This is a genomic window from Alicyclobacillus sp. SO9 (genome assembly GCF_016406125.1).
Lineage (GTDB): Bacteria > Bacillota > Bacilli > Alicyclobacillales > Alicyclobacillaceae > SO9.
In genome coordinates this window covers 684,749-708,798 of record NZ_CP066339.1, presented here as the reverse complement: position 1 = coordinate 708,798, position 24,050 = coordinate 684,749, and the positions used below count along the sequence as shown (strand labels likewise).

16 protein-coding genes are annotated in these 24,050 nt (G+C 51.0%); 4 read left to right on the top strand and 12 right to left on the bottom strand.

Features of this window, described 5'->3' with window-relative positions:
* Window positions 1–14: 14 nt before the first annotated feature.
* The 3 genes from GI364_RS03040 to GI364_RS03030 form a co-directional block, all read right to left on the bottom strand.
* Complete coding sequence (locus GI364_RS03040) at window positions 15–1,694, bottom strand: long-chain-fatty-acid--CoA ligase (RefSeq protein WP_233095991.1); 1,680 nt, start codon at window positions 1,692–1,694, stop codon at window positions 15–17.
* A 155-nt stretch (window positions 1,695–1,849) separates the two neighbouring features.
* A complete protein-coding gene (locus tag GI364_RS03035; protein ID WP_198852249.1) occupies window positions 1,850–2,419 on the bottom strand; it encodes an HDIG domain-containing metalloprotein in 570 nt (189 codons plus the stop codon).
* On the bottom strand, window positions 2,416–3,057 hold the full coding sequence (locus GI364_RS03030; RefSeq protein WP_198852248.1) for a YktB family protein: 642 nt from the start codon (window positions 3,055–3,057) through the stop codon (window positions 2,416–2,418). The genes GI364_RS03035 and GI364_RS03030 overlap by 4 nt, the downstream gene beginning before the upstream one ends.
* Before the next feature lie 285 nt (window positions 3,058–3,342).
* On the opposite strand from GI364_RS03030, the gene GI364_RS03025 reads away from it, so the two are divergent.
* From GI364_RS03025 to GI364_RS25290, 3 genes are all read left to right on the top strand, one after another.
* Window positions 3,343–6,918: an efflux RND transporter permease subunit gene (locus GI364_RS03025; protein WP_198852247.1), complete on the top strand. Its 3,576-nt coding sequence runs from the start codon at window positions 3,343–3,345 to the stop codon at window positions 6,916–6,918.
* Window positions 6,919–8,236: 1,318 nt separating this feature from the next.
* Window positions 8,237–9,484 (top strand): IS4 family transposase, encoded by a 1,248-nt coding sequence (locus tag GI364_RS03020; protein WP_198852246.1) that lies wholly within the window; start codon window positions 8,237–8,239, stop codon window positions 9,482–9,484.
* 330 nt (window positions 9,485–9,814) lie between these two features.
* Window positions 9,815–10,255 (top strand): transposase, encoded by a 441-nt coding sequence (locus tag GI364_RS25290; protein WP_370541830.1) that lies wholly within the window; start codon window positions 9,815–9,817, stop codon window positions 10,253–10,255.
* 777 nt (window positions 10,256–11,032) lie between these two features.
* On the opposite strand, the gene GI364_RS03010 is transcribed toward GI364_RS25290, so the two are convergent.
* A complete protein-coding gene (locus GI364_RS03010) occupies window positions 11,033–12,271 on the bottom strand; it encodes a ribonuclease H-like domain-containing protein (protein WP_198852244.1) in 1,239 nt (412 codons plus the stop codon).
* A complete protein-coding gene (locus GI364_RS03005; RefSeq protein WP_198852243.1) occupies window positions 12,268–14,583 on the bottom strand; it encodes a DEAD/DEAH box helicase in 2,316 nt (771 codons plus the stop codon). Before GI364_RS03005 ends, GI364_RS03010 begins: the two co-directional genes overlap by 4 nt.
* A 276-nt stretch (window positions 14,584–14,859) precedes the next feature.
* Between GI364_RS03005 and GI364_RS03000 the strand changes: the two genes are divergently transcribed.
* Window positions 14,860–15,432: an RsfA family transcriptional regulator gene (locus tag GI364_RS03000; protein ID WP_198852242.1), complete on the top strand. Its 573-nt coding sequence runs from the start codon at window positions 14,860–14,862 to the stop codon at window positions 15,430–15,432.
* Between the two features lie 55 nt (window positions 15,433–15,487).
* On the opposite strand, the gene GI364_RS02995 is transcribed toward GI364_RS03000, so the two are convergent.
* The 7 genes from GI364_RS02995 to leuS all read right to left on the bottom strand — a co-directional run bounded on the left by GI364_RS02995 (window position 15,488) and on the right by leuS (window position 23,977).
* Window positions 15,488–15,937 (bottom strand): DUF402 domain-containing protein, encoded by a 450-nt coding sequence (locus tag GI364_RS02995; RefSeq protein ID WP_198852241.1) that lies wholly within the window; start codon window positions 15,935–15,937, stop codon window positions 15,488–15,490.
* A gap of 50 nt (window positions 15,938–15,987) precedes the next feature.
* Window positions 15,988–17,142 carry a sporulation integral membrane protein YtvI gene (gene ytvI, locus GI364_RS02990; RefSeq protein WP_233095990.1) on the bottom strand — a complete coding sequence of 385 codons (1,155 nt, stop codon included), beginning with the start codon at window positions 17,140–17,142 and terminating at the stop codon, window positions 15,988–15,990.
* An 88-nt stretch (window positions 17,143–17,230) separates the two neighbouring features.
* Entirely contained in the window at window positions 17,231–17,428 is a 198-nt protein-coding gene (locus GI364_RS02985) for a hypothetical protein (RefSeq protein ID WP_198852240.1), read from the bottom strand.
* Between the two features lie 183 nt (window positions 17,429–17,611).
* Window positions 17,612–18,970, bottom strand: a complete 1,359-nt coding sequence (locus GI364_RS02980; protein WP_198852239.1) for an MDR family MFS transporter — start codon at window positions 18,968–18,970, stop codon at window positions 17,612–17,614.
* Between the two features lie 1,134 nt (window positions 18,971–20,104).
* Entirely contained in the window at window positions 20,105–20,530 is a 426-nt protein-coding gene (locus tag GI364_RS02975) for an NAD-binding protein (protein WP_198852238.1), read from the bottom strand.
* Window positions 20,531–20,641: 111 nt separating this feature from the next.
* On the bottom strand, window positions 20,642–21,340 hold the full coding sequence (locus tag GI364_RS02970) for a FadR/GntR family transcriptional regulator (protein ID WP_233095989.1): 699 nt from the start codon (window positions 21,338–21,340) through the stop codon (window positions 20,642–20,644).
* Window positions 21,341–21,559: 219 nt separating this feature from the next.
* Window positions 21,560–23,977 (bottom strand): leucine--tRNA ligase, encoded by a 2,418-nt coding sequence (leuS, locus tag GI364_RS02965; RefSeq protein ID WP_198852237.1) that lies wholly within the window; start codon window positions 23,975–23,977, stop codon window positions 21,560–21,562.
* Window positions 23,978–24,050: the final 73 nt, after the last annotated feature.

Here is a 24,050-nt window from a genome sequence, read left to right as displayed (position 1 = left end):
GCTTCACCCCAGTATCATTTGTGAGTACGTAAATCTCGCCGCAACACCTTGCCCACTGCAGATTTCGGGAGGTCTTCGCGAAACTCAATTTGCTTTGGTACTTTGTATGCAGACAAGTGCTTGCGGCACCAGTTCATAATTTCCTCTTCGGTTACCTGATGAGTCTTCTGTACGACAACAAACGCTTTGACCGTTTCGCCCCGATAATGGTCATCTGCGCCAACCACAGCCGCTTCCACTACGGCCGGGTGTTTATATAAAACTTCTTCAACTTCCCGCGGGTATACATTATATCCGCTGGCAATAATCAAGTCTTTCTTTCGATCTACAATATACGCATAGCCGTCTTCATCTATTTTAGCGATATCTCCCGTGTGTAACCACCCGTCAACAAGGGTTTGTTCTGTTTCGCGGGGTCTCTGCCAGTAGCCTTTCATCACTTGCGGACCCTTTATGAGAAGTTCGCCTTCTTCATTGGGACCGAGTTCTGTCTCCCCATCCACTGCATCCACTATCCTGGCTTCGGTGTTTGCAACGGGCAGCCCGATGCTTCCCGGGCGACGGCGGTCAGCACCTGGATTGGTATGGGTCACAGGCGAAGCCTCACTGAGTCCGTAGCCTTCCAAAACGACGGCGCCTGTCAAGTTTTCAAAGTGCACCATCACCTGTTCCGGCAGCGGAGCTCCGCCGCTGTTACATGCGCGCAAAGAAGCTAAAGCGTCCGAATGTCCCTTTGCTGCCTGGGACAGCGCCACGTACATTGTGGGGACACCCGGAAACAGGGTCGGGTGGTGTTGCTCAAACAGGCTCATGACCTCTTTGGCGTCAAATCTGGGAACAATCAACATGGTCATGCCCGTGAAAACAGAAAGGTTCATACACACCGTCATTGCATAGACATGAAAAAACGGAAGCGCACAAACCATTTTATCCTGAACCGTGATACCGCCCGGAATCATCCGACTTGACTGAACGGCATTTGCCACAAGGTTGCGATGGGTCAACATGGCCCCCTTTGGCTTTCCTGTCGTTCCTCCTGTGTATTGCAGTACAGCTACGTCATCAAGGTGAATGGCGTGTCTGTCCGGTAACAGGGGTCTGGCGGCAGGCTGGGCATCATTCGAGCCCGTCCTCGTCTGCCGAACACCCATGGATTGGTCCGCAGACTCACCCATTTGGGCTTCCGTCCACTCGTCCAGCCAGATATCTGGAGAATCCGTGCCAGATGACGTCTGCGGGGACGTTTGACGATTGCGTTCACCACTGGCTGAAAAGCGAACTCCGATAACCGTCTGCATGGGGATTTCCGCTCGCACTTCAAAGACCGTGCGCAACAACGGCTCGTAGGCGATCACGATGGGTGCACCAGAATCACCAAGCACGTACTTTAACTCGGTTGGGGTACTCATGGGACTTATCTGGACCACAACTGAACCGAGCCCCGTTATCGCATAATACGCAATCACGTATTCCGGGCAGTTTGGCATCATTAAAGCAATTCTCTGGCCATGCTTTACACCGAGTGCACTCAATTCCGACATCACTTGTGCAACTGCAGTGTACAACTCGCGATAGCTCATTTCGTTCCCCATAAAATACGCGGCGGTGTGTGTCGGATAGCGTTCGACTGTAGCTTCCAGCATTTCCAGCAAGTTGGCGCAAGGAATTTCAATGGACTCTCCCCGAAACCTCATTTCTGCACCTCCAGCAAGAGGATTCTTTCCTGCTTAATGGATTCGCGGAAACGCCTTCATTTCCTGCCGTCATCCTGCCGCTGATACGCTGTCGTTGTTTGCCCCTCGGCAAAATCGAACTGCCGCTTCCGCTGACTCAGTCTATGCAAGAATCATCACGCGCTTGCCCCGGCCAAATCAAGTTCCGTCGCAACCTCTGTGAGTGCATCAACGACAAAGGCTATGTGCTCATCCAGGTCTACACCCAACTCTTCCGCTCCACGGTAGACATCGTCCCGATTCACGCCTTTGGCGAACGCCTTGTCCTTGAGTTTCTTCTTGACGCTCTTTACTTTCACATCCGCTACATTTTTGCTTGGTCGTACCATAGCCACCGCCATGACAAATCCGGACAATTCATCGCAAGCGTACAAAGCCTTAGCCAGCATGCTTGTCCGGTCCAAGCCGTTGTAGTCAGCATGGGCCCTGATGGCGTAAATCACGTCTTCCGGGTAACCCTGCTCTGCTAAAATCCTGGCACCAACGACTGTGTGTTCTTGAGGAGTGGGATACTGCTCGTAGTCAAAGTCGTGAAGCAAGCCGGTAACTGCCCATTTTTCCTCATCCTCGCCAAATTTACGGGCATAGGCGCGAACTGCAGCTTCAACCGCGTAGGCGTGCTTGCGCAACGACTCCGATTTCGTGTACTCATGCAATAGGGCTAACGCTTCCGGTCTCGTTTTCATACAAACACAACCTCCCCCGCAGCCAGCTTATACAAAGGTTGCAGCGTTTTGAAACACGCCTTGGCCTCGTTTAACAGCTCTTCGCCAGACATTGCTGCGGCTTCAGCCTTGGGAATGTTACGACCCACCAGGAGTTCCCCTTGTTTCACCGTTGCCAACCGAGTCGCTAATTCATCCAGCTTACCCGCATCGACCTCTGAGGCAGGTACAGCATTGGGATCCATATGATTGGGAATCCAAACGTAGTTTTGCGGAATTCTCTCCAGGACCTCTTCAGCGTGATCGCGCAATTGCTTGGCATAATGCTGCCGCTGCGGTGATTCGTAGATCAAACCGAAGTTCATAAAAACATGTGTCTGCCACAGTCCTATTTGAAAGTGAGGATGTTTCTTGTACCCGCGCTTGTCATGACAAAACGCGACCCAACTGTCATTAGGTGGATTGACGGTTCTGCGAGCGTGGCGAGCTACATGGGGATACATTGGCTGATTCAAAAGCTGTTCTAAGTACTCGGCCATAACGGGACCTATTTCTTGGAATTTCGGCCGCACCTGCTGTTTTAAAGCATCCATACGGTTGTCGAGGCCTGGAATTTCAAATACTTCGAAATCTTTTTCTTCAAATCCTGTGAAGTTCACGTTCTCACGACTCCTTTACAAAGCGCAATTGTCGTACGCTGAATTGAGGGCCAGGCTTCGAAGATCAGACTCCGTGACAGGGTTCAAAGACATCTCTATTGGAGAACTTGTCCACGTTCATCTGGAAAAATCGTAAAAGCCGATTGACCGCTGTTGATTTAGTCACTAAACTGATTGAGGATAGATTTAACTTGCAGGTATAACCTTAGGATAGCATGTTTCCCAACCGGGTTCCAAAGCACACCTGCGTGCCAAAGTATCAGACAGACATAAGGAGTGGACATTTTGCGGTTTTTAACTCGCTTCTCACTACGCAATCCTGTAGCAGTCGTGATTTTGACGCTGATTATCGCAATCGGCGGTATTTTTTCCGCTACCAATCTAAAAGAAGAACTTATGCCAAACATCGCGTTCCCTGTGGTTGCGGTGGTCACTCCTTATCCAGGCGCATCTCCTCAGGAAGTCGCAAAAAACGTCACGGAACCGTTGGAAAAAGCGTTACGAGGTGTCAGCGGTGTCAATACCGTCACATCCACTTCTATTGAAAACGTCTCGGAAATTGAACTTCAAATGAACATGAGTGCAAACCTGAACACTGCTATGCAAAAAGCGCAAAACGAGGTAAACCAGGTCAAGCTGCCTAGCGGTGCGCAAACACCAAAACTGCAGAAGTTCTCCTTCAATTCGCAACCTGTGGTGTATTTCACTGTCACGACGAGCAATGGAAACACAAAGCAAATGCGAAATGTTGCAAACAACCTTGTGGCACCGGCACTGAAAGGTGTGGAAGGTGTGGCATCCCTCCAAACCGGCGGAGCCCAACCGGATAATGTGGTCATCCAGTTCAATAAGAAGAAACTGTCAGACCACAACCTAACAATGCAACAAGTACTGCAAGACCTGAAGTCGGATAACACAACCATGCCGCTTGGGAGCAGTACCGTAGGAGGAAAGAACGATCCAGTTCAACTGAACACTCATTTCACAAGTCTTAACGACATCAAGAACCTTCAGATTGCTGTTCCTGCCAATCCCAACGCTGGCATCAAACAGATTGGAACGGGGATGCAACAGCTCGGAAACGCAGTCTCCGGACTCGGTAAAGGCGTGAGCAAACTGGGGCAGGGGCTTGGGGCTGTGCAGGCTGAAAATCAAATCTTGAGCGCATTGCAAAAGATTCAAGGCCAACTGTTCGGCGCCGAGTTATCCCTGAATCAAGAAATGGCGAAGCCTGCGGCGCAGCGCAGTCCACAAAAGATTGCACAACTCCAAGGGCAGATTCAAGCGTTGCAAAAATCTCAGTCAAGTCTCGACGCAAAGCTGAAGTCCCTGCAGTCTTCCCTGTCCGGAGCCAGCAGCTCTGCCTCTGCACCGAAGGTTTCTGGAAGCGTAAAAACTTCCTCTACCAGTTCGTCCAAAAAACTTGACACAATTCCGCTGAAGGATGTTGCAACGGTGTCTTTGCAGCAGCCGAAAACGGGATCGATTAATCGTACAAACGGAAAACCAAGCGTATTTATTGGCGTTGTCAAAACGGAGGATGCGAACACAGTTCAGATGGCAACTGCTGTCAACAAGGAATTGTCGACACTGAAATCTCAGCTTCCCTCAGGCGTCCACATTGTACCCTTGTACGATTCTTCAAAGATGATTACCGCGTCCATCAACGGCATGATGCGAGAGGCTATACTGGGTGCCATCTTTGCAGTTCTGGTGATTTTGTTGTTCTTGCGCAACTGGCTGACAACACTGATTGCCGTCGTGTCCATACCGCTGTCTCTCCTGACAGCCATCATTGTTCTGAACCACTTTAACGTCAGCATGAACATTATGACGCTTGGCGGTATGGCAGTAGCCACCGGGCGAGTCGTGGACGACAGTATTGTCGTCATAGAAAACATCTATCGAGCCTGGCGCAGGGGGCTTGGCTACGGCAAGGGCATTGTTCGCTACGCCACGGGTGAAGTGTCGTCAGCCATTACTTCTTCGACTATCACTACAGTCGCAGTCTTCCTGCCATTGGGCCTGGTCAGCGGCGTCATCGGAAAAATCTTTTTCCCCTTTGCAATCACAGTGGTTGTAGCACTGTTGTCTTCACTTTTGATTGCGCTCACAGTTGTTCCCATGCTGGCGTGGATGTTCCTGACCAGAAAGCAGGCTAAAGGGGCCGATTACAGTTGGATCACGGAACAAACAGGTGACGAGGTCCAGGATTTACACCCTTCGCTGCACCAGGACGCGATTGCACAACACAGTACAAAGTCCTCTGCCATTGCAGACCTGAACGCGAATTTCCGTCCTTGGCAGATTCGCTACCAAGGCGCGCTCAACTGGGTCCTCAACCATAAGGTGTGGGTGCTGCTGATTACGATTGTCGCGTTTGTTGCGTCAATCGCAGTCCTGCCGCTGGCCGGAAGCACCTTTATTCCATCTTCGAAGGAAAAGTTTGCGACAATATCCGTGAAAATGCCCATAGGAACACCGCGATTTGCCACTGCGTCCAAAGCTAAACAAGTGGAGCGCATTGTGCTTGAGCAAAAAAGCAGTATTAAGGAACTGAACACGCAAATCGGGAGCGACCCTGGCCAGGTGAGTGCCGGAGGAGGCGTGTCAGGATCGAATCAGGCCAGCATGTTCCTAAGTCTTAAGTCCAACACAGACATCAGTCAGTTCGTCAGTAAGCTCCGAACAAACATCAAACCAATTGCTTCTCCGGCGGTAGTCAAAGTGCAGGAAACCACAATGGGCGGCTCCAGCGGGTCCTTTGGCCTGATTGTGACCGGCCCGAACGATGCGTCCATCAAAAAGGCCGCTGTACAAATCACCAACAGTCTGAAAGGTATGAACGGTCTCGCCAATGTTGAGAACAACCTTGCGCAGACACGGCCGGAAGTCAGCGTTGTACCAGACTTTAAGAAAGCAGGAGAATACGGGCTCACAGCTTACCAAATTGGGACAGCCGTGAAAAACTATGTATCACACAGCCAAATTGGTACAGTGACTCTGAACGGCACGTCCTACGATGTTACGGCCATAATGAAGCCCAATCAGCCCCTGACAAAGCTGCAGCGACTGAAAGACTTGCCGCTGCAAACGTCCATCGGAACAACAATCAAACTCTCCGACGTGGCAACAGTAAAAATCACCAATGCGCCTGTTTCTGTTCTGCATCGAAACAGTCAGGCCTACGCCCAGATCCAAGGGTCGTTCACGACACAAAATACAGGCAATACAACCAAACTCGCCTTGGCCAAGATTTCTAAGCTTAGTTTGCCAACAGGAGTTCATACACAGTTGTCGGGTTCCAGCCAGCAGCAGAACCAGAGCTTCAGCGAACTGATTGACGCAATTTTAGTCGCTGTCGGCCTCGTCTACATCGTGATGCTCATTACGTTTGGAGAGTGGTCCGCACCGTTTGCAATTCTGTTCTCCATGCCGGTTGCCCTCATTGGCGCTTTCTTTGGCACTGTGATTGGACATCAACCCGTCAGTGTATCGTCACTCATCGGTATCTTGATGCTGATGGGGATTGTTGTTACCAACGCCATTGTTCTTGTGGACAGAGTGGAGCAGCAACGGCATAAGGGGTTGACTGTTCGCGGAGCACTCCTTGAAGCCGGAACGACAAGGCTGCGGCCCATTGTGATGACCGCCATTGCCACCATCTGCGCTCTGACGCCTTTGGCTGCAGGCTTTTCAGAAGGTGCGCTGATTTCACAGGGGTTGGCCGTAGTGGTCATTGGCGGTCTGATAACATCCACCGTCTTAACTCTGGTCATTGTCCCGCTCATGTATGAATTGCTCCACTTCAGGCTTCATCGCAGGGAAAGAGCACTTCAAGCCGAGGCAGAAGCGCTGTAACCATTGTGAACGCAGTGCGCGAGAAGTAACGCGGAGCGCAAGGGCCACGAGCGCGGGGCCCTGCAACGGCGCGAAGGATGCAGGAACGAGCGCGAAAGCTGGGATCAGAGCAGCCCATGTCAGCAGCAAAGTTCGAATCACAGTGGCCCATGTCAGCAGCAAAGTTGGTAAGGAAGGTATGCGGGGTTGCCCCGACAGCGTTGTAGACTGTTGAAGGCAACCCCATTTCCATTTCGCAACCCAGAGGCGCCGACGCGGGAAGGTGGCAAGCCCGCTTGGCTGTCAACGGGATCACATAGGGATCACATAGGGATTGCATCGGGATTGCATCGTGATTGCGTCTGGTGCCACTGCGGTAAGCCCTGGCTCCCATAGAGATGCCATTGAGACCGTCGATTTGTTGCCAGGTCCGCTCAGAGAGGCTTGCCTTGGGCTGGCTGAGCTGAGCATGAGGTACCGACGGGATCGTGGAGGACCAAGACCGTGGGTGGCGACGACTTCGGGGTCTAACGCCAGAGTGGGGCGGGGACTTGGAGGTCACACCGTCAGAGTCGCGGAAAATAGAGATCCGAGATGAGCTTATCGTTTAAAACCAGTGTCCCACCATCCAAATAGAGCCCTGAGACGAGCCTATTTCCAACTCTGCCGCCGGATTCGATGGCTCCTGGGATGCTTAAGCACTTTCCAGGAGCTTATTTGTATGAGCATATCGCCTCCATCCCATATAAGCGTCCCAGAGATCGCTATTTGTGTTGACCAGCGTCACAGGACCATCGCCGTCACAGTTTCGTCACATCTCAACTGTGTTAGGTACCCATTTGTGGCGGATTTGTGAACGGAGTGCTCTAGGAGCGGTCTATGAGGCGGATAGTGCGCGGAAACATCACTATTGGCCGAGGTGGCGATGCATTAGTGATCTTACGGATCACTAATGCCACCCGGCCGGGATATTAGTGTCATGAATCGACACTAATATCGCTGGAGTCACGGAGGGGCGTGGGCGATAGGGCGCAAAAGGATCACTAACCGACGCGATCGCGGAGGACTAAGACCGTAGGTGGCGACGACTTCGGGGTCTAACGCCAGAGTGGGGCGGGGACTTGGAGGTCACACCGTCAGAGTCGCGGAAAATAGAGATCCGAGATGTACTAGCATTGCATTAAATTTTTTGTGACTTGTCAACGGGTACTGTTGACAAGTTTCATTGTTTCAATCATTGGAATCTTCACGAAACTGTAACCCCTGAAATATAAAAGTTTCCTTAGAATAGAAAGTACAGGTAGTCCTGTCCAAATCTAAACTAAGGAAACCAAAGAGTATGGACAAGGATACTACAAAATCCACATTTATGAAATACCTTTCTCCCTTGGATACGGAGAAAATGTTGGACGAAATTCGAACTTTGGGTTTGGACAAGTACACGAAGAAGCTAGATGCTATCACGTTTACTCAACTGCTTGTATTTGGACAAATTCAACAAGTTACATCATTGACCAATCTCAGCGGCCTTTTAAATGAGGATCCAAAGCTGCAGGCGCAACTTGGTCTCGCATCCATCAGCACCTCACAACTGTCGCGCAAGTTACGGATGGAGACGAGATTTCTTGAGTCTGTCTTTCGGCGGTGTGTTGACCAAAACATTCAGGCTCTGGGATGGAAGAAGGCTACAAACCGGTTAGGACGAATGAATCTCGTAGACTCCTCCACGATTACTATGTGCCTGTCTCAGTATCCATGGGCGAGTTTCCAGCGAGACAAAGCCGGCGTCAAATTACACCTTCGTCTCGTCTTTATGAATGAACGAGTATACCCGGATAAAGCAACGCTTACACCAGCCAGGCCGGCAGACACAACACAAATGGATGAGCTCATTTCCTGTGATGAAAATGCCCTGTTTGTCTTTGACCGTGGCTACGTCGACTATCGAAAGTTTGACGTCTATTGCCAAAGTGGGACCAAATTCGTCACACGACTCCGACACAATGCCGGCACCATGGCAGTGTTAGAAGAAAGACCCGTTGCAGAGAATTCACCTGTGTTACGTGATGCGGTCATCCGGCTTGGTTCCGAATTCCGGAGCATGGCGCATCCGACCCGTCGGATCGAGGCCTTAGACAAAGAGGGGCAACGTGTTATCTTCTTAACCAATGACCTGACTTTACCGGCTGAGGAGATTTGTGACCTGTACCGCAATCGCTGGCAGATTGAACTGTTCTTCAAGTGGATTAAGCAACATCTCACAGTGAAGCAGCTTTATGGCAAGAGTGAGAATGCTGTCTATAACCAGTTGCGTATTGCGCTCATCACCTTCTGCTTACTTGTACTCCTGCAAGCACGGGTGAAACACAGCGGGCGTCTGATCGCCGTCTATAAATCCCTGCAACGTCATTGGGCCGAGAAATTTGACACATTCGTCTTTTACGTGACTCGACCACCGACACGGCGTTCATGTGGGCGTAGGAGGATGAACCATGAGCAGACTTTTACTCAAACTTTACAACAATATGTAAATGGAGACGTCGGGCACTTAGAAACCAGCGAGTACGACCCCATCTTCATAAGGTAAAATGTGGAACGGACTACCTGTCTATATCCCCTTTGACATTTTAGCTCATTCACCTCAATGCTCATTCACGAAATATTCTGACCCTATCTGAGAAACGGTGCTCGCGTAACACTTGACATTTTCGACTGAAGTTAATGCAACGCTAGTATCCGAGATGAGCTTATCGTTTAAAACCAGTGTCCCACCATCCAAATAGAGCCCTGAGACGAGCCTATTTCCAACTCTGCCGCCGGATTCGATGGCTCCTGGGATGCTTAAGCACTTTCCAGGAGCTTATTTGTATGGGCATATCGCCTCCAGCCCACATAAGCGTCCCAGAGATCGCTATTTGTGTTGACCAGCGTCACAGGACCATCGCCGTCACAGTTTCGTCACATCTCAACTGTGTTAGGTACCCATTTGTGGCGGATTTGTGAACGGAGTGCTCTAGGAGCGGTCTATGAGGCGGATAGTGCGCGGAAACATCACTATTGGCCGAGGTGGCGATCTCCTGTGAAGGTACAGCCGCAGCGTGATAATTTGTTCACGAACGAACAGTTCCACTACAATAGCGACCAACAACAGGTTGTTTGTCCAGGTGCTAAAACCACGTACCGCAGCACTTACCTTAAAGAATTCAAAGGGCGACAATTCTATTTTTGTAGAGAAGACTGTAGGTCGTGTCCGTTGCGGGCCGAATGTACCACGGCGAAATCGGGTCGCACCATTCTTTTTCGTAGACCACTGGGAACTCATTCAGGAGGGGAGACAATACAATCAAACGGAAGATAGACAAGCAGCACTCCGAGAGCGACGCGAAATCGAACGACGAACAAGGAAATGAAGAATCATCATGGTTTGGGCCGTCCCCGAACCCACGGCCGCGATGCGCTACGAATTGATGCGAAATTGACGACCATGGTGGTGAACCTCAAAGTCATGGTGAAATCACTCACACAAAGGCTTAAGTGTGCCCAAACGGCTACATCAATGAGCTAAAAGGAACGAAAAGGCGGGAGGTATGATGCCCTCAGATGCCTAGAAAGGGTGAAACATAGTGGACTACCAGGACATGGATATCAAAGCCCCTAAAATCCCCATTAAAATCTGGTATAAGCAGCACTCTTGGGCAGGCCCAAGCGATTAATCGACGGTCTCCCATTGCTCACTATGGCAGCAGCCGGGCCGACATAGGGATCCATTGCTCACTATTTCGGCAGGCGCGCCAACTTAAGGATCCCATTGCTCACTATTGCAACAACCGGGCCGACATAGGGATCCCATTGCTCACTATTTCGGCAGGCGCGCCAACTTAAGGATCCCATTGCTCACTATTGTGATGAACTGGGTGTGGGCAGGCTGCGAATAGGGATCTTTTGCGACATTAAGCTCTGTGATGTACATTTGTAGTGATCCGAAGGATCACTATCCTTTGCGGCTTCGAGCCGATAGTGATCATTGGGATCCTTATGAAAGCCCCCTCCCCCCCGGCCCCGGCCACGTCCATGAAACGCACTCACTCCACCTCAACAAGACTCACTCGCTCCACTTCAATAAGACACGCTCATGCTATTGGGCTTCGTTGGCAGAGGACTGGTCGAGCCTCCTTTGGATTCGATGAATCCTGTGCTCTACGGCCGCAACAACCGCTTGGTCCGTCGACATCGTGGAGTGTGACCGCGCTCTTTGTAAAGCAACCTGTGCATATGCCAAGGCTTTTGAGAAGTCTTTTGCCCTGTGCTCGTAATACTTTGCCAGTTCAATGAGGGGATTGGTGCTCCAAGTAAACTCGGCAGCCATATGTTCCCACACTGCGCACGCCTTGTCCCACTCCCGCAACCGTTTATAGCGCAAACTGGACAACCAAAACTCACGCCACGTGGCATCCGGACACTGTGTCGCAGACCGCCAGCACTTGTCCGCCAAATCGTAATCTTCCCACTCGTCCCGCCACTTCCCAAGAGCGGCGTATTCACCGGCAGTCGCTACATCGCGATGTCCTCCAAGCACGTCCGCCAATACCACTGAAAGTCCGAGAAGAGCAGAGACATCTGCTGCATTGTGGTCAAGTACAGGCCGGATTTTTTCTACATCTTGGTCTTGAAGGTAGGAAAAATAGCGGGCAGGTGCTTCTCGGCCAGGCAAGTCATCAGTTCGTCTTACACCCATGATTCCTTCTTCCACATGTCCAAGGCTGACACGTTGGAGTTTACGGCGCCACAGACGTCGACTAGGATGCAGCAGGTCCATTTGCCTTACTTGTTCCGGCCGTTCAATTCGATACATGACCAGCCTGTTTAGAAACAGAGGCCAGTCAAACGACTTGCCGTTGAAGGTAATACAGACACCGCCGTCGCGAAAATGACGTCGTACAATTGCTGACAACAAAGCTGGTTCCTCTGCAAAATCATCCACGAAGTACTGGTGAATCACCCACTCGTCGTCTTCAATCTGTCCAACAGCGTGCAAAAAAGGAAAAGTCCCAGCGCCGGTCCCAAGACCTGTTGTCTCGGTGTCATAAAAGCGGAGGTTGGCCTCTACATCCGCTGCAGGCAGTTTACAGGCTTTGGCCAGCAGTGACAGGTCTGTAGTCTGTATGTCTTGGAAACGAACCTGTCCGTACAGGCTAAGCACATCATAGGACAGCATGCGGTGCCAGAAGCTGCCCTCTCCCATATCTTCATAAGTAAAACCGAGGGATTGAAGGGTGTGTCGCTGAACGCTCTCCTCATGCGCCGATGGTTGAACATCACGCCTGCCCGTCGACTGCTCCAGAGCCCCCAGCCGGGACTTCAAGGATCGGCTCATGGTGTCCCCTGCTCCTTCTGCTCCTTCTGCTCCTTCTGCTCGACAGACCAGTCACTCGTTTGACTGGCTGCTTGGAGCAGTTGCAAGGTCAGCCCTTTGGCATTGTCATCTTGTGCGTGGGGGCCAATGCACGAAGGGCAACCGCTCTGGCAACCGCAACCGGCAACCATTCGAAGAGCCGTTTCAGTCCATTCCTGACGATGCTGATAAAGCCTTTGCGCCAACCCAATCCCGCCGGGATAGCTGTCATAAATAAAGATGGTGGGAAGACCGGTGTGCGGCTGGCGAACCTCGATGGTGGAGTGTAAGTCGGAGACAGAACACATGCATAAGAGTGCGCCTGCCTGGCGGAGCACATATGCGGCGCCCACCAAAGCTGTCTCCCATTCGTCCCTGGAGGCGGCGATAGAGTTTTCTTGAAAGCTGCACCAGTAGCCGGATGTATGAAGCTCTGCTTCAGGCAAATGAATCTTTCCCCAACCTAAATTCTCATGTGTGTCAAACTTGATTTTCTTAAAGAGTGTGGGCATGGCGTTTACCATCACTTCACCATAGTGGTGCGAAATGTGATTGTCAGTCTGATTCTGTTCCAGAACATCCAGTATGTTCAGTTTGATAGCTAGTTCTGCATCAGTATAGTAGTCCGAATCTACTGGTCGAACAAAGGCCTTTCCGTTTTCCAAGTCCAGCTTTTCCACCTGGTAGGACTTTGACTGATGCAAATAGATTGCTTCCTCATGCAGCATTGTCAAAGCACTAAACCTGTCTGTTTCGCCAATTGCTGTGGGTCTGCCGCCGCTGGTGTCGATGACAACAACATTGTCCTGGGCAGCGCTGCGCAGAGAGACGCCGTGACTCGGCAATGCATCGGACATCCAGTGGTATCGACCGTCCCGGCTCAAGTGCAGGACGCGGTTTTCCGCAAGGTACTCCAGGAGTTCGGTGGTTGTTTCTACGCCAAACTCCTCATCTCGGGAGAAGGGGAGTTCGTAGGCGGCGCATTTAACGTGATCGGACAAAATCAACAGATTATCCGGATACAGTCTCGCCGCCTCCGGAGACGCGTGGAGCAGGGCTTCTGGATGTTGAATAATGTACTGATCGAGTGCTGAAGCATTGGCAATAAAAATAGCTACCGACAGCCCGCTCCGCCTTCCCGCTCTGCCGCTCTGCTGGCGAATGGACGCTACACTGCCCGGATAGCCCACTGAGATAGAAGCCTCCAGACTGCCGATATCGACACCGAGTTCCAAGGCATTCGTGCTCACAACCCCTTTTATTTCCCCGTTTCGAAGGCCCTTCTCAATGGCCCTACGCTCATTTGGAAGGTAGCCGCCGCGGTAGCCCATGACTTGATGACGTATGCGCTGTGAAACATCTCTTTTCCAGTAGGATGACAGCACTTCAACCTGTGTTCTGGTACGCACGAAGCCGATGGTGGAGATGCCTTCCTGAAGCAGTCTCGTGCCGAGCATTCTGGCCTCACGTAAAGCGCCGCGGCGCAGTCCCAATTGCGGCTGAACAATTGGAGGGTTGTACAGTATGATGTTCTTTTCCCCGGACGGGGCCCCGCTCCTATCGACAAGTTCAGCCTCCTCACCAATCAGTTCTCTGGCAAGTTCGCTGGGATTTGCCACTGTGGCAGAGCTGAGAATAAACTGTGGGCTGCTTCCGTAAAACGAACAGATGCGACGCAACCGCCTTATTACATTGGCTACGTGACTGCCAAAAACGCCGCGGTACATATGGGCTTCGTCAATCACTACGTAGCGCAGGTTCTCAAACAGCCTCAACCATTTCGTATGATGCGGCAGAATAGCCGAGTGCAGCATGTCTGGATTGGTCACAACGATGTGACCCGCTTCTCGGATCTTCTGCCGCGCATGCACAGGCGTGTCACCATCATAAGTAAATGACTGCACTTGGGTCTCCAAGTGCTGAACCAATTCATGAAGTTCACTCACCTGATCTTGCGACAGTGCCTTGGTTGGAAACAGGTATAATGCGCGGCTGGAACTATCCTGGAGCACCGAGTTCAACACTGGAAGGTTATAGCACAGCGTCTTTCCGCTTGCTGTTGGCGTAGTCACAATAACATGCGATCCGTTTCTCACCCTCTGCACAGATTCCTCTTGATGTGAATAGAGTTGCGAAATGCCTCGGTTGCGCAGTGCAGCCGTCAATTCTTCATGCAGCCAGGGTGGAATCGACCTGTACTGGGGCAGCTTCGCAGGCTCCACCTCCCAGTGGGCAACATTGTTGTAGAACTGTCTATCCCTTCGCCATTCATCTAGCAGCAAAGACAAATTCACTGAACTCACATCCTTGGTTCGAAATGACTCGACAGTACGAAAAGAATACGAAAAGAGTACGGAAAGGGTAACAAAAGAGTGCCAAAGAAACCCAGAAAAGCACCAAAAGAGTACGAAAGGATAAAAAAATCAACTTATCTATGAAAAAATTCTGTTTAAGAGGTCACGATTTTAGTCTTCTAACATAGCATGTTAAAGAGTGAATTTGTCGGGATTGTATGAATCTCGTACACCATGGAAATAAAAGATAGTACAGACTAGAAGGAGGAATCCTGCATGCAGAGTGTCGATGAACGTTGGTCCAGCCGATCTGACGCATGGACCCGGCAAGATGACGAGAAACTAGCTTCCATTGTCCTGAAACACATTCGGACTGGAAGCACCCAGCTAAAAGCTTTCGAAGAAGCTGCAACCGAGTTGGGTCGAACAGCAGCCGCATGCGGCTATCGCTGGAACGGCGTACTGCGCAAAGAACGAAGAGAAGACATCGAAGGAGCAAAGCTGTCTCGAAAATCTGCTCAACGCACACAGGCAGTAGAAAAGCCGTCGGACCAACAAATGGATCCACAGACGCCCACAACAATGACATCTTCAGATTCCATGAGTGCCGTAGTCAAGTTTTTGCAGACCTATGACGCACAGTACCAAAAACTGCGCCAGCAAGTGCAGGAATTGGAACGAGAGCGCAACGAACTCAAGTCCAAACTGCGGCAAACGGAACATCAATCGGTTGCACACGGTGATGGTTCTCCTGCACCTATGACACCGGAGCAGTTGGAGCAAGACTCCCAAGCGTTGTTCGCAATTATGGAACGGGCGCGGAAACTGCTTGAACCCAGACATAAGTAAGTGACATAAGAAAACAGGAGAAACATAAATCAGCCCCTTCTGGATTGGCTGATTTCTACCAGATGCGGGAGTTGCGGGCTCCTATCCATGTGCGCCATCTTTGTGCTGTCTGCACGGAGAAAGGTCCTTGTCTCCCCGCTGCTCCCTGTAGTAGCTGCTGTTTTGCGTCTTCCGCAGCTTTAATCCACGTTCGCGGGTAGCTTGGACTGCGACTGTAAAATTCATCTTCGTCCGCTACCCATAGTTTTCCACCCATCATCACTACGTCCAAATCCAGGTCTCTGAACTCAACTGTTCTCGTCCTCGCATTGTACACGGGAGGTGTAATTACATTACAGTAATACTCTGTCCCCTCCTCCTTTAACAACAAAAAAACCTGGTAGTACCTTTGCGGCCAAAATAGAGCCATCACCGGATACGAACTGCTCCATGTCTCGCCGGCGGCTTCAACAACCGGTGAAAAAGCGGGAATCCAAAAGGCCCAAGGGCTGTCCGTTGGATACACAGACTCCCACCTGCGGTGGGCACTTCCGTCACCGTGGCTGCTCAGCAGTTTCACTTTTCGTCTTTGTCCGCAGGTGCCGCCGCCTTTTTCTCGGCAAGGTTGGTTTGCACTGCAACGTGATCATAGCTTGGGAAAATATCCACAAACAGCCTCATTCTCAGCAGTGACTTCACACCAATAAGTACGATTGGCCCCAAAAACAGACCCAGAACACCAATGAGTTTCATCCCAACGTAAAGTGCGAAGAGCGTGGAAAGTGTATCCAAACCTACGCTGTCAGCAAGAATTTTTGGTTCCACCATGTGCCGAATTAGCGAGATGGCCACTTGGACCAACAGCACTTTTAAAGCAACCCCAACACTCCCCACTGCCAACGCTCCCGCTGCCCATGGGATGGAGACAATGGCTGAGCCTACAATCGGGATCATGCCGGTGACACCAAACAATAACCCGAACAGAACCGCGTAATTCACATTTAAAATCCACAGCCCAAATATCCCGAGAACCGCAGACATTATCATGAGAAGAACCTGTACGCGAATGCTTCCGGCAAAAGCCCGCATCATGTCACCCATTGCAACATCTACTTTTTCGGACCAACCAGGGGGCAGCGCGCGCAAAAAGGAGTGATACATGCGCTCTCTATTTACCATCATAAAAAAGGTGGCAATCACCGAAATAACAATAATGAACGTCCATTCAGGAAGCCTCGTAACGGAATTAAACAAGAAATTGAAGAACTGCTTAGACAGTGATTCCGTAGCAGTTAGAAGTTGTCCCGCCGCGTTTTGGATCCCGTTGGCTACCTGCGGCGGCAAATGCCCATAAAAGGTTCGTCCCGCCTGCAACTGCACCGTCAGCCAAGTTTGAATGCTGTTAATGTAACTGGGGAGTGTCGTGCTGAGTGTCGTTGCCTCCCGCGTCAGTGCAATAATAATGTACGTCGAAGCCAGAGCAACAATCACGCCCACGCCAATCATAATTATCAGTACAGCTGTGATCCGGCTCGTTCCCATGCGTTCCAGAATACGGACCAACGGCAACAGCAAAATAGCAAGAAAACCTCCAAAGACAAACGGAAGAATATACGGGAGAAACAATGCGAAACCGATACAAACGAGGGTTACAAGCAACAGCAGGCTGGCAACCTCTACAGCACGCCACATGTACCGTCGAAGCAAAAACTGTTGTTGCGGATTGGCCACGCCCTTCCCTCCAATCTCCAGGCTCAGCAGTAACGGGCATCAACCAGTCTGCTGTAGTACGAAGCAGGGTGCAAAGTCATCCCGAATCTTAGTTTGCTTCTTGGTCTATTTGTTTCATAAGCCGTCTTCGCAACCGAAATCCATACCCAATCAGCAGAAACGAGATAACAAAGATAACCGTCGATATATAAAACCGGTTCTGTGCCATAAAGACACTTGCTATCGCAAGACCGGTCATGCTCACCAAAGCAAGTACGAAGAAACCGAATTTGACTGAACCAGACATCTTGAATTCACCTCATCCCGTGCTTGTTTGATGTCTAGTACGATAATATCACAAAACCCTTAAAATCATACCTGCAACATCGTATCTAGAGGACCATACATACAGGACCATACCTGCAACATCACACTTGCAACATCACACTTGCAACACCATACCTGCAACACCATACCTACAGGACCATACCTACAGGACCATGCTTTCAGTAGACTTCTCAACATGATGGCGAACATGATTTGACCACACATAAAACGGAGCCGCCACTGCTGCCACTCCTGCTATGACAGTGAACACCGCCGGTCCTCCTGCCTTTCCAAGCATCCATCCCCCAATCCACGGGCCCAGAAAGAAACCAATACTGCGCAGTGTGCTTGCGCCAAAATAGGTTGCTCTTAGGTTGTCCGGCGCCAACACCGACAGATATTCACTGTTTCGCGGGAACACAATAATTTCTCCCATTGTGACCACCAGCATAGAAGCTACAAATGACCATAGACCTGTACTGAAGCCGAGTCCGACATAGCCGATTCCAAACAATACTTGTCCAAGCACCATGGACGGTATCAAGCCGAACTTATTCGTGATTTTCGTCAACGGCAGCTGCAGAATCACCACTTCAACAGCGTTTGACGTCAGTACCCAGGCATAGGTCCGTGCCGCCAAATGGGACGTAAACATTTGCCCCATAAACTGAGGCAGCGTGCTTTCGACCTGAGAATAGCCAATGTTGCTGAAAATGGTGGCAAGGACAAACAAAAGCAGTGCCTTGTCAGCAAAAACCGTCTGAAGTGCCTTGCGAAAGGTGATCTCAGGTAGGTTTGCACCCTTTTTGGCAGTTCTGTTCTTGAATTCGGCTCTTCTTGCTTTTCCAGATTGTACCGGATGGAAATACTTTCCTAGGATGGTTTTCATAGTTTGCATGGTTTTCATAAGGACCGGTCGTTCAGCGCGCTCCGCACCAAGCTTTGAGGACTCCGGAAATATTAGAAGGATAACGATTCCATAGAGCCCGCTAACCGCAGCGGCCAAATAAAAGGTCCAGCCAGTCGCTACAGTACCTAGATAGCCCCCCACAACAGGGCCCATAGATGCACCTACATTTATGGCCCAATAGCGCATGGCAAATACATTCGACCGCAGTTCCGGACTGGTTACATCCGTCAGCATAGCCTGGGATGCCGGGCCAAACAAAGTCCGCGTTAGTCCGTTTAATGCGCTAAGTACGAAGAAAACCCACGTCACGCGTGCGTTTGCGAAACCAGCCAGAGCCACAGCGCTGATAATCATAGCCAAAACCATGATTCCTTTCCGCCCATACTTATCCGCAAACGGTCCTCCGATAAATCCAAACACCGTGGAAGTCAGAGCCGCCATGCCAATTGCAAGACCAATGGTTGCCGTTCCCGCATGTGTATGAACCGCCATATACAAAGCGAGGAACGGCATCACCATGAACTGAGTAATCCTTGTAACAGCTGTAGCCCCTACTATCCACCACACAACAGGATGATACTGCGCAGCAATCTGTTTTAGACGAATTCCCACGGCATACGACCTCCAATTACTTAAGCTTCAGTATGCCATAATACGAACAGATGTTCTAGGTTTGAATTTTCCGTATATTTAATCTGCAGGTCAGCCGCGTCAGGGGGATGGCGGAAGAAGATTAGACGAAGATAAGCGGAAGAGTTGCATTCCTCACGTTCACAGTGGGGGATGGCGTCTCGCGTCTCGCTCTCGTCGCATATGTTCGGGGTGCCGCATTCCTTAGGGATCCCATTGATCCCTATTACGATGCTTCTCCGATGATAGTGATCGATTCGATCCCTATTGCCAACAGGCCCTCTACAATAGCGATCCCGTTGATCCCTATCACCCACGCACCACCCTGCCTCTCCCGCATTAGGGATCCTTCATGACACTAATCTCCCGGGCCACAGGCATTAGGGACCTTTGCGATCCCTATGGCATGGCCCATCCGCAGATAGGGATCTTTTCAGACACTAAGCTCCCGGGCACCCAGCCCAGTCCGGCCACGGTGCCGGATGAACGAACGGGATCGAAGAAAAATACCGGCGGTAAAGTGCTCTTTATACACTTACCTCCTTCAACGGCTAAATATGGTGCTTGTTGCGTCAAAGACACTCATGCGAGCTCTCGCTCTCGTCGCATATGTTCGGTTGCCGCATTCCTTAGGGATCCCATTGATCCCTATTACGATGCTCCTCCGATGATAGTGATCGATTCGATCCCTATTGCCAAGAGGCCTTTTACAATAGCGATCCCGTTGATCCCTATCACCCACGCACCACCCTGCCTCTCCCCGCATTAAGGATCCTTCATGACACTAATCTCCCGGGCCACAGGCATTAGGGATCTTTGCGATCCCTATGGCATGGCCCATCCACAGATAGGGATCTTTTCAGACACTAAGCTCCCTGGCAGCCAGCTCACCGCACTCAGCCAGTCCAGTCCAGCCAGTCCAGTCCAGCCAGTCCAGTCCAGTCCAGCCAGTCCAGTCCCGCCAGCGTGCCGGATTACAAGAGAAAATGAAAGGCAGCCCAGCCGCTCACAACGAGCAATGAACGGCGGGACTGCCCTATCTTTACATTTGTCATGCTATGACGAGCGGCGCTGTGCAGGAAAAGTTTTGCTACGTGCGCCTTAGAACTGAGTGTCTTAAGCTGGCATGTATTCGACCAAGGCCCGATCCAGCTGGATCCACAGCTGTTCCTCATCCTCGGCAACAACAACCTTATGTGCACCTAAACGGCGAAATACAGAACGATTTGTACTGTCTTTTGTCACAACAACAACGTTGCTAACCCCAGCCTCACGCAGTGACTGAGTAATTAAAGCGGTCCGCACAAAATCCTGCATGGCTATAACAATGGCCAGATCATAGTGGTGTTTGGAGACTTCTTGAGTCACATTGGTACGGTGTCCTTCAATCGGCAATAATGTGTCCTTCTTGTACCAACGCGTCAGCCTTCTATGATAGTCATCAAAGCAATCGAGGACTTGCACCCGGTGTCCGAGATCGGTCAAATGCTGGTACAGTGAAATGCCTTCTTTTCCAAATGAAGCAATCAGTGTGTTTTGCATGGCTGCCTCTCCCCTTGCGCATTGATTCATGACAGCGCTTACATTTCTATTATACACAAACGCACAGAAAAGTGAAAGTTAAATTGTTAATTTTCCCGAGCCCAAATTCAATTAAGTCAACCCCTGCTCATACAGAGACAGTACTGTTTCCCGGAGCTTGTCTCCGTGGCTTAACAACAAGTCTCTGGATGCTTCCACTTGCCCGTTGACAACACAATCAAACACCTGTCGGCACAGCTCTTTACTTGGTCCCAATACCGGTGTTAACAATCGCAAACTGCTGCGCATCGCCTCGAGTAACACGCGAAGGGCGTTCTCCAAGATAGAATTGCCGCAGCAGGCTCCCAATTCGAGATAAAATCCCAGTTCAGTCGAAATTGCTTCTTCTCCTTGCGGTACTGCGCATTCCAGTTGAAACAGTGCCTGACGCAGTTTGCCAAAATCCGTGTCGCTCGCTCTATATGCGGCAGCAGTTACAATTCCAGCCAAAATGGCGGATTGAGTTTCGACTAGGTGAAGCACATCGCTGTGCCCAAGCAGCATGGCAGCCTCCAACGGCTCCATCCACGTATCGAGCGACGCTGTCCGCACATAAGTTCCATTTCCATGTTGAAACTCAACCAGGCCCTGCCCTCTTAGTGTACTCAATGCTTCTCTCACGGTGGCACGGCTGCAACCAAATTCAGAAGCAATTTGTGCCAACGGCGGAAGGCGATCGCCTGGACGGAGATCGCCTCGCTCGATTGCAGCGCGGATCTGATCTGCAATGCGAATATATAACTTTCGTGCATTATAGGCTTGGGTCCGCATCGACACCACCTCGTGGTTTCATGACAATGGTCCTCACAGTCGACCTCAAAATCGACAGCGCAATTCGACATCACAGTCTGCATACTTAGCATTCGACACAGACTAGTGTTCGACAAGCAGAGGCTAAAACCTCTAAATCCATTTCCGCAGACCAGCCCATAGTCCTTCGCCCTCAGCAGATTGAGGCCCCCTGCAAACCCTCAGCCGGTTCACAATTCCTCAGCCCTTCACAACAAAGTTCACCAGGCGATTGGGCACGTAAATTTCCTTTTTAATTTCTTTGCCTTCAATCCACTCGGCAACGTCGGGCAGCTTCTTAACCTGCTGGAGAACTGCACTTTGGTCACCGTCGGCCTCGACTGTGGCGCGGGCCCGCAGTCTGCCGTTGACTTGAATGGCAATCTCGACTTCGTCGTCCTTCAGCCACAACTCCTCGTAAGTGGGCCATTCTGCTTGAAAGACAGATGATTCGTGTCCCATTTCCTGCCACAGTTGTTCACCTAAATGGGGTGCAAAAGGAGCAATGGCCACAGCCATGGTGGTAAGTGTGTCTTTATCCAGGCCTTTGTCCGCCTCTTGTTGCAGTGCATTCGCATACTCCATAAACGCACTGACAGCGGTATTCAAGCGGAAGCTGTCCATTCTCTCCTGCAAGTTTGCCATAAACCGATGCCGCAGTTTGGTCAGTGAATCACGGGTTTTTGCAGGAGACGCTACGCTGCCGGTAAACAGGCGATAGTACCGCTGCAGGAAGCGTGACACACCTTCCAGTCCGTTGGTGTTCCATTCCGCCTCATCTTCGGGCGGTCCGACAAACAGTTCATATACACGCAGGGCGTCGACGCCGTAATCCTTGATAATTTCGTCAGGTGTTACCATATTGCCCTTGGATTTACTCATTTTGGCGCCGTTCAGCGTAATCATGCCCTGGTTGAACAGGTGCTGGAACGGTTCTTCGAAGTCAATCAGGCCGAGATCGTAGATGACCTTTGTGAAAAAGCGCGCATACAGCAGGTGCAGGACTGCATGCTCAACGCCGCCGATATACATGTCTACGGGCAGCCACTTATTCGCAGCGTTCTTGCTGAACGGCTGCTTGTTGTTGTGTGCATCAGGATAGCGCAGGAAGTACCAGCTTGATCCCGCCCACTGCGGCATCGTATCTGTCTCCCGCCTGGCAGGTCCCCCGCAGTTGGGACAAGTGGTGTGAACAAAGGATTCGATGGCCGCCAGCGGCGATTCACCTGTACCCGTTGGTTCGTACCTGGCCACCTCCGGCAGCATGACTGGCAGTTGGTCTTCTGGTACAGGCAGCGTTCCGCATTTGTCACAGTAGACAATGGGAATGGGCTCGCCCCAGTAGCGCTGCCTTGCGAAGACCCAGTCACGCATCCGGTAGTTTACAGTGAACTCACCTGCATTCAGTTCCTCCAGACGCTTGACAACAGCTTTCTTGCCTGCCTCTACGGACAAACCGTCCAACTCACCTGAATTGACCAGCGTGCCGTCGCCCGTGTAGAGTTTCGTTTCTGCTTCAGGTACACCAGTCTCAGAGACGACTTGGCGGATGGGAAGTTGAAATGCCTTGGCAAAGTCAAAGTCTCGTTCGTCGTGAGCGGGAACCGCCATGATGGCACCTGTGCCATAGTCCATCAACACGTAATCCGCAATCCAAATTGGCAGTTTCTCACCTGTCAACGGGTGGATCACGTTAGCCCCGGTCGCCACCCCAGTCTTCGTCTTGTCCACAATCTGCCTGTCCACATTGGATTTCTTCAAGGCTTCCTGAACGTAGTTTTGAACAGCCTCCCGTTGGCCGTCACTTGTGATTTTCTCCACCAGCGGATGTTCTGGAGCCAAGACCATATACGTCGCTCCATAGAGCGTGTCAGGGCGTGTGGAGAAGACTTCAATGCGGTGTTCCGGATGTCCGTCCACCGAAAAGTAAATGTGGGCCCCTTCACTGCGTCCAATCCAGGCAGACTGCATCCTTTTTACTTTGTCCGGCCAGTCCAGTGTCTCCAGGTCATCCAGAAGCCTGTCGGCATACGCAGTAATTTTGAGCATCCACTGGCTCATGTCCCGCTTTGTCACTTCTGTGCCGCAGCGCTCACACTTGCCGTCGACCACTTCTTCGTTTGCCAAACCTGTCTTACAGCTTGGACACCAATTAATCGGCATTTTTTTGCGATAAGCCAGGCCGCGTTCAAACATCTTTGTAAAAAAGTATTGCGTCCATTTATAGTAATTCGGGTCGCTTGTGTTAATTTCGCGATCCCAGTCGTACATTGCCCCGATATCCTCAAGCTGCCGCTTGAAGTTGCGGACGTTCGCTGCAGTGGATTCTGCCGGGTGCACACCGTTTGCGATGGCATAGTTCTCTGCAGGCAACCCAAATGCGTCCCATCCCATTGGGTGCAGAACCTGATAGCCCTGCAAGGCCTTGTAGCGCCCCCAGACGTCAGAAATCGTATACCCCCGCCAATGTCCCACGTGCAACCCGCTGCCAGACGGATAAGGAAACATGTCAAGGCAGTAGTACTTGGGCTTGTCCGTACCTTCTGACAAACGGGCCAACCCCTGCTGTCCCCACTTCTCTTTCCAGTATTTTTCGATTTCCTGTGGTCGATATTCCATCTGTTATCCTCCTTGCCGCAGCACAGAAAAACAAAACCTCACGCCTGCTAAGACGAGAGGTTTTAATTCCCGC